Genomic DNA, 2,773 nt, shown 5'->3' with positions numbered 1-2,773 from the left:
TCAACCAAGCCCATAACTGCTAAGCGTGATAGCGGAAATAAGCTTTGCAGACCTTGCGCTTGCATCTTACTACCACCAACGCCGATCCAGATAATATCACCGCGCAAATTGTTCATCTGCGCCATAAAATCAGCGCCCAAGCTATCGCCTGAGACCTCTCCTGCGACTATCCCTATCACCAAAGGGCCTGATGCCTGATCAGTAGCAAGAGTATCAGACAAAGAACTTTGCTTAAAAGGTGTTACAGATTCTGGCATGATAGGATCCTAACCGCTATTAGATATAAGGTGGAGTTGGGTACAAACTAAAATATAGCACAAGCCATTATTGGACGCTAACCACCTAGACGCTTATACAGACTTCTAAGTGCTTAAGCGTTTAGGCTGCCATCATACGTGAGCGCAGCCCAAATAGCGAAACGCTCAAGATTTTAGGCAAACAATAATAAATTTTAAAGAATTATAGAGTATAGCGACGCCTAAAAAGACTAATATCAGCGCAAGTATAACAAAACATTGGTTTTGACATTCCAGTTATCAGTCAATTAACTACTCGTGTCCCCTTGTCAACGACTACTTTTGACCTCATAATGATTGTTCCTATAAATAAGCTAGACGATATAATCATGACAACACCAGCTACCCATAATGCAGACATTGACGACGTGAATATTGAACAATTCATCCCCCTAGTTACGCCAGCTGAATTAAAAGCTGAGCTACCGCTCTCAGAGTCCGCGTATCAAACTGTCCTAAAAGGACGTCAAACCATTCAAAACATCTTAGATGGTAAAGATAAGCGCTTGTTTATCGTCATCGGCCCCTGCTCTATCCATGACATAAAGGCTGCGCACGAATATGCCGACCGCTTGGCTAGGCTGGCAAAAGAGCTGGAAGATACCATCTTTATCGTTATGCGGGTCTATTTTGAAAAGCCGCGTACTACGGTTGGCTGGAAAGGCATGATCAACGATCCTGATATGAATGATAGCTTCGATATCGAGAAGGGTTTGCGCAGCGCGCGCAGATTGCTCATTGATCTTAATGAGAAGGGTTTACCTTGCGCGACTGAAGCCTTAGACCCAAATACACCGCAGTACATGCAAGACTTGATTAGCTGGTCAGCTATTGGTGCTCGTACCACTGAGAGCCAAACGCATCGCGAGATGAGCTCGGGTCTATCTTGTCCAGTTGGCTTCAAAAACGGTACCGACGGCGGTATGACTGTCGCCGTCAACGCTATGCAAGCGGTCAAAGCGCCTCATAGCTTCTTGGGGTTATCCTCAGACGGTCAAGTCTCTATTATCAAATCTAAAGGCAACCCTTATGCGCACGTGGTACTGCGCGGCGGTAATGGTAAGCCAAACTATGATGAGACGGCAGTAGCAGCCGCTGAGAATGAGCTTGAGAAAGGTAAAACCAGTACCAAAATTATGATTGACTCAAGTCATGCCAACTCAGGCAAAGATCCTTACTTGCAGCCCATGGTCATCAATAACGTCGCTGAGCAAATCGAAAACGGTAACACATCTATCATCGGTATGATGGTTGAGAGTCACCTAAAAGGTGGTAATCAAAAGCTCACCGAAGACTTAAGCAAGCTTGAATATGGCGTCTCTATCACCGATGGTTGCCTCGACTGGGAGAGTAGCGTAGCCGCGCTACACAATTTGCGTAATATGGTCAAAGACGTTTTACCCAATCGTTAATGAACAACAACTAACTGCCCAAATACAAAAGCCCATCTACTCGTAGGTGGGCTTTTGGCTGCGAGGTAGAAATTTTAAAGTGACACAGGATTTTCTTTGGCTTTAATACTAACGACATCTAAGCTAATGATCCCCATAGCAATGACTACCATTATTGTGCCAATAACGTCACTTACACTTAAATCAATATCAAACAACCAGACAGATAAAAGCGTTACAAATATTGGATTGAGCAAATGAAAAGCCGAAGCATATCCTGAGCCAAACCAGCGAATAAGCTGAAACCACATCAGCATAGCCGCGCCTGATATCAAGATGACTTGGTACAAGAGTGAATATACAAATATCGGTACGCTCAAGGCTTGTCCCCAAGCAAATACTGATACAAAGGGCAACAACATAACGCCTGCACTTAGATTTTGTAGTCCTGTCAGCGCCACTACGTTATGACTAGAAGCGATAAGCTGATAGTATAAGGTGCCAGCCGCTAGAGCAACTACGGATAGCAATACACATCCGACACCCCATAAAAACTCATCCGTTTGAGCAGGGTTTTGCAGCTGACTCAGTAGCGACTCTACCCCGCCCACACGAGCTACAAGCACAACGACAACGCCTAAAAACCCAAGTGTTAATGCTATCCACAAATATGCCGACCACTTTTTACTTAAATATGACTGCGCAAAAGCGGTTAAAAACGGTGTGGTAGATACTAGTAACACTACAAGCTCTGGTGATACATACTGCAAGCCTGAGTAAGATAGCCCAAGATACAACACGTAGTTAAGTAGCGCTAAAATAATGGCATCACGACACATTGAGCGACTTAGAAGTTCTGTTTTATTAGTTGATATCTTTAACTTGTGTCGCCGCTTTAATACCTGATACAGACCTAGTAGTAACATACCTGCCAATAAAAACCGCACGCTCAAAAAACTAAGCGGTGACATATAATCAACCGAGTACTTACCCGCTATAAACGCTGATGACCACAATAAACTAAAGACCACCCCAAATATCATCTTGTTCATAATTGATGTCCTCAGTGCCTAGAATCAGTGCCTA

General features: G+C 44.0%; 2 protein-coding genes and 1 pseudogene. 1 reads left to right on the top strand and 2 read right to left on the bottom strand.

Features of this window, described 5'->3' with window-relative positions; genetic code table 11:
- Positions 1-257 (bottom strand): annotated as a pseudogene (locus ACTXGO_RS12095) (lipid-A-disaccharide synthase); the annotation flags it as partial.
- A 368-nt stretch (positions 258-625) separates the two neighbouring features.
- Between ACTXGO_RS12095 and ACTXGO_RS12090 the strand changes: the two are divergent.
- Positions 626-1,708, top strand: a complete 1,083-nt coding sequence (locus ACTXGO_RS12090) for a 3-deoxy-7-phosphoheptulonate synthase (RefSeq protein WP_443574721.1) — start codon at positions 626-628, stop codon at positions 1,706-1,708.
- A gap of 74 nt (positions 1,709-1,782) precedes the next feature.
- Here the strand turns inward: ACTXGO_RS12090 and ACTXGO_RS12085 are convergent, their stop codons facing one another.
- Positions 1,783-2,739, bottom strand: a complete 957-nt coding sequence (locus tag ACTXGO_RS12085) for a DMT family transporter (protein WP_443574719.1) — start codon at positions 2,737-2,739, stop codon at positions 1,783-1,785.
- Between the last annotated feature and the right edge of the window lie 34 nt (positions 2,740-2,773).

The organism is Psychrobacter sp. T6-1 (assembly GCF_052258445.1).
Note: the sequence above shows the minus strand (reverse complement) of the source record. Positions and strands in the feature narration are given on the sequence as shown.